Source organism: Bacillus sp. EE-W1 (genome assembly GCF_009760835.1).
GTDB lineage: Bacteria > Bacillota > Bacilli > Bacillales > Bacillaceae_G > Bacillus_A > Bacillus_A wiedmannii.
Genome location: NZ_WIPE01000112.1, coordinates 1 through 3,475 on the forward strand (window position 1 = coordinate 1; position 3,475 = coordinate 3,475).

At 36.2% G+C, this 3,475-nt stretch carries 3 protein-coding genes; all 3 read right to left on the reverse strand.

What is annotated here, in order from left to right:
- Positions 1 to 990: NupC/NupG family nucleoside CNT transporter (locus tag GFJ36_RS25995; protein ID WP_157349786.1), on the reverse strand; the 990-nt coding region annotated here is incomplete at its 3' end.
- Between the two features lie 366 nt (positions 991 to 1,356).
- Entirely contained in the window at positions 1,357 to 2,799 is a 1,443-nt protein-coding gene (locus tag GFJ36_RS26000) for an alanine/glycine:cation symporter family protein (protein WP_000346396.1), read from the reverse strand.
- 333 nt (positions 2,800 to 3,132) lie between these two features.
- A partial coding sequence (locus tag GFJ36_RS26005; protein WP_194956678.1) for an alanine:cation symporter family protein occupies positions 3,133 to 3,475 on the reverse strand: 343 nt, incomplete at its 5' end.

The following is a 3,475-nucleotide window of genomic DNA, read 5'->3' on the forward strand; positions in this document are numbered from 1 at the left end:
AGCTGATAAATCACCAGCTACTTTTCCAAGATCCAGCATCGCAACAAATTCGTTTGATACTAATTTTGTTGCCATAATTTGTCCCGCTGTTACCATCTCTGCTTGCGGGATACCCATTACAAATGCTAATGGTGAGAAAATGTATCCTAAAATAGCTTGGAATGTAATACCGAACATTGAATCAAACAAGCTATTAATTGCTGTAATTAATGCTACGAAACCAAGTAACATTGCCGCTACTGTGATTGCAATCGTGAAACCAAGCATAATATATTCACTTAGCATTTCAAAGAATGACTGTTTTTTCTTATTTTCTAATTTCAGTGTATCTTCTTCTTCTGTAATATCGTACGGGTTAATAATATGAATAATAATGAAACCACTAAATAAATTTAATACAAGTGCTGTTACTACATATTTCGGTTCGATCATTTTCATATAAGAACCTACGATTGACATTGATACTGTCGACATGGAAGATGCACATAATGTATATAAACGATGTTTTGGGATTTTACTTAATTGATCTTTTACTGTAATAAATACTTCCGCTTGCCCAACAATGGCAGCTGCTACTGCGTTATATGATTCTAGTTTTCCTAGACCATTTACTTTACTTAGCGCAGTACCAATAGCACGAATAAATATCGGTAAAATTTTAAAGTGTTGCAGAATTCCGATTAAAACGGCAAAGAATACGATTGGTAATAACGCTGTTAAGAAGAATGAAACCTCTCCTTTATTAACAAGACCGCCAAATACGAAAACGATTCCAGCTTCCGCATATCCAAGAAGCGCGCCAAATCCATCTGAAATTCCTTTTACTAAAATATAACCAACTTGCGTATTTAATAAGAAATAACTTAACGCTAGCTGAATAACAAGCATAATTGCGATTGGTTTATACTTAATCTTCTTTCGATCGGCACTTATAAGAAAACCGAGTACGAATACAACGAGCAATCCTACAAGAAACATAACAAACTTCATTAATAAAATCCTCCATTTAACTCTTCATTAACGTTGAACGTCTGACCATTCAAAATAAGAAATAATCCGAACTTTCCATTTCTCCTCTAAAACCTTCAATCGGATAGGAAAGATCATAAAACCTCTTGTTTCAAAGGCATTTTCCATTCTAACATAAATCACAACTCATATCCGCATTTTTCTTAAAAAAATTACATTTTATTATAAAACGTTCATGAATGTTCGTCTTTTACATTATATAGCGAAACTTTAATCAATATCATCCCCACTGATTATTAGCCCGTATCAATCGAGAGTTTTACTGTTCACAAATAGCAGGATAAAACAAAAAAAATGAGCATCAAGTTTCACTTGATGCTCACCTCATTATACTGCTTTTTCTTTATCAGCTACTGCTGGCTTATCCCAGCACTCGGTATTGTTCAAACCTGGAATAGACTCCGCATAGAATACTGGATCTTTTCCTTGTTTCTTTTGCTTAACGTAATCTGATAATGCCGCGAAAGCATACTTAGAAAGAAATACGATCGCAACTAAGTTAATAACAGCCATAATCCCCATAAATAAATCTGCTAAATCCCAAACGATTTGAATTGTTGCTACAGATCCTAAAACAACCATACCAAGTACAGCAATGCGGTATGCATTTAATAACACTTTACTTCCATTTAAGAATTCAATATTCGTTTCACCATAGTAGTAGTTACCTACTAATGAACTAAATGCAAACAAGAAAATTGCAACTGCTACAAATATAGAAGCCCACGGTCCGATATGTTGACTTAATGCTTGTTGCGTTAATTGAATTCCGTTTAAATCAGCCGCTCCAGGCACATCTGATAATAAAATGATAAATGCTGTACAACTACAAATTAATAATGTATCTGTAAATACCCCTAAAGTTTGAATGAAACCTTGTTTAACTGGGTGCGTTACGTTTGCAGTCGCAGCTGCGTTCGGCGCACTACCCATACCTGCTTCATTTGAGAATAATCCACGTTTTACCCCTAGTAAAATCGCAGCTCCTAATCCCCCACCTACTACTTCTTTAATTCCGAAAGCATGTAAGAAAATTTCCTTAAATACATACGGAATTGCCGTAATGTTTGTTACAACAACGAATAATGCCACTGCTACATATATAATTGCCATTACTGGAACAATCATTTCAACCGCACGTGCAATACGCTTTACTCCGCCGAAAATAATGATTGCAAGTAAACCCGCCATAAACAGACCTACAAACTTACCATCTGTGTTAAATGCTCCATCAAAAGCCGCCGCTACTGTGTTTGACTGCACGGCGTTGAAAATTAATCCGAAACTAACTGTTATTAGAACAGAGAAGACAACTCCTAGCCAGCGTTTCTTTAAACCCTTTTCCATATAATACGCTGGACCACCACGGAACGCATTCCCATCTTTTACTTTATAAATTTGCGCTAATGTGCTCTCTACAAATGCAGAAGCACCCCCAATTACCGCGATTAACCACATCCAAAATACTGCTCCTGGTCCACCTGCTGAGATTGCGATAGCTACACCAGCTAAGTTACCAGTACCTACACGAGAAGCTGTACTCATACAAAAAGCCTGGAACGAAGATACACCGCTCTTCTCTTTTTGTGCTTTTCTCGTTTTCGAACTTGCCCCATCCCCAAGCAAACGAATCATTTCACCGAAGTAACGAACTTGGACAAATTTCACACGAAATGAAAAGTAAAGCCCTAACCCAATTAACATCGCAATAATGATATATGACCAAAGGACATTATTTACATCCCCAATTACCTTAGCTAAAAAATCCATAATTGCATTGCCCCCTCTTCCTAACAATAAGAAAATTATATTCTAAAAACTTTTAGTAATCAAGAACTTTATGTCAGGTTTCGTGACATGGGCACGTTAAACTTCTTAACATATATGTTTTTTTACGTAAAAATATAACCAGTACGTGCATTTATCCAATACTCAATCACTCATCCCATTCGACCGGTCATACTTTTAAGACAGTGCGTTCTCTACAAATAACGAGAGGAATGAACAAACAAAAATTATATTACTAATTACCTCTCACCCTTTTCATCATTTACTACAACAAAAAAGGCGAGCATCGAATTTATCTCGATGCTCACCTTTTCATTACACTGCTTTTTCTTTATCCGTTACCGTTGGCTTATCCCAACACTCTGTATTCGTTAAACCAGGAATAGAATCTGCACTGAAGACTGGATCTTTCCCTTGTTTCTTTTGCCTTACATAGTCTGCCAAAGCAGCATATGCAAATCGGCCAAGAAGTGTAATCGCGATTAAGTTTGTGATTACCATTAGTCCCATAAATAAATCCGCCATATTCCATACAACTTGAAGTGTGGCAACAGAACCGAATAATACCATTCCCACTACCGCAATACGGTAAATCGTTAACCAAGTTTTACTTTGTTTAATGAATTCAATGTTCGTTTCACCATAATAGTAGTTTCCT

Coding starts and splice junctions, on each gene's coding strand:
- GFJ36_RS26000 (WP_000346396.1), bottom strand. CDS start 2,799: ATGGATTTTTTAGCTAAGGTAATTGGGGATGTAAATAATGTCCTTTGG.